Source organism: Streptomyces alkaliphilus, assembly GCF_014141535.1.
Taxonomy (GTDB): Bacteria; Actinomycetota; Actinomycetes; order Streptomycetales; family Streptomycetaceae; genus Streptomyces; species Streptomyces alkaliphilus.
The window spans coordinates 1-1567 of sequence record NZ_VKHT01001098.1 but is presented as its reverse complement, the minus strand read 5'-3'; the positions used below and the strand labels follow the sequence as shown (position 1 = coordinate 1567).

Here is a 1567-nt window from a genome sequence, read left to right as displayed (position 1 = left end):
CGCCCGTCCCGGCCCCGTCCGACACCGGGTACCCGAGGGAGTGGAGCAGGAGCGTCGCGCCCTCCTCCGGGTCCACCCCCGGACGCTCCACCAGCCCGTCCGTGTACATCAACAGGCTTTCGCCGGGCTCCAGCTCCAGGGTGGTGACGGGATGTTCCGGACGGGCCAGGTCGGTGGAGAGCCCCAGGGGCAGCGACCCGGCCACCGAGAGCGGGCGCCAGGTGCCGTCGACCCGACGCACCAGCGGCTGCACGTGCCCCGCCCGCACCATGCGCAGCCATCCGGTGGTCGGATCCACGTCCGCGTAGACGCAGGTGGCGTACCGCTCGGTGTCCAGATCCCGCAGGAAGGCGGAGGCACGTTGCACCACCGCCCCGGGCTCGTGCCCCTCGGCCGCGTAGGCCCGCAGCACGGTCCGCAGCTGGCCCATCACCGCCGCCGCATGGGTGTCGTGCCCCTGCACGTCCCCCACCACGGCGGCCAGGCGCCCACCGGGCAGCGGGATGGCGTCGTACCAGTCCCCGCCCACGTCGCGGCCGATCCGGGCCGGGCGGTAACGGGCGGCGATGTGCAGACCGTGCACGGCGGGCAGCGAGCGGGGCAGCATGGTCTTCTGGAGGTCGGCCGCCAACTCGTGGTCCCGTTCGATCAGCATGGCGCTCTGCAGGCTCTGCGCGATCCCCCCGGCGAGGACGGCCAGGAAATTGCGCTCCCGGGCGGGGAAGCCCCGCTTCTCCCGGTACAGCAGGCCGATGACCCCGATGACACGGTCCCGGGCGATGAGCGGCAGGTAGGCGGCGGCCGTCATCGGCAGGGAGGCGATGTGCGGCCACAGCCGGGGGTAACGGGCGGCGAACTCCTCCCGGCCGACGATGAACAGCGGCGAGTGGGTTCGCACGGCCTCGCTCATCGGAAAGGGCTCGTCCACCCGGGTGTAGAGCAGTTCGGACACGGGACCGATGTCCTCCCGGCCCTCGGCGACCACGTGGATGCGACCGGCCTCGACCAGCCCCAGGGTCAGACCGATCACGCCAAGCCGCTCCATCCCACCGCGAACACGCAGCAAATCCGCCACGTCCCGCACGCTGCGGGCGCGGGCCAGCGCCGCGACCGTCTCCTCGGTGACGCCGACCGCCGCCTCGGGGTCCCGGTCCCACCCCTCCGCCCCTTCCGGGAGCGTCCGCGCCGCATCCGGCTCCGGGGGATGGAGGGGGGCCACGCCGGCGTCCCGGACGACACCGATGATCCACCGCACGCGCCCCTGCCGGTCCCGGCGGATCCCGCCCCGGCTGTGGATCCACCGGATGGAGCCGTCGCGGCCGCGCAACCGCAGATAGGCACCGTAACCGCTGCGCCCCCGGGCCACGGCTCGGGTGATGAGCGCCTCCAGCCGCTCGGCGTCCCCCGGCAGGAGGCGATCCACCAGGGTTTTCGGGTCACCGGTCCATTCGGCCGGCGTGACGTCGAAGACGGCGAGGGCCGCGTGGTCCACGTGGAGCCGACCGGTGTCCGGGGCGAAGGCGAAGCGGCCGGCCCGGCCCACCGAGCGCACGGTGAGGGGCCGCGG

At 74.2% G+C, this 1567-nt stretch carries 1 protein-coding gene; it reads right to left on the bottom strand.

What is annotated here, in order from left to right:
* Positions 1–1567: SpoIIE family protein phosphatase (locus FNQ90_RS22660; protein WP_182608050.1), on the bottom strand; the 1567-nt coding region annotated here is incomplete at both ends.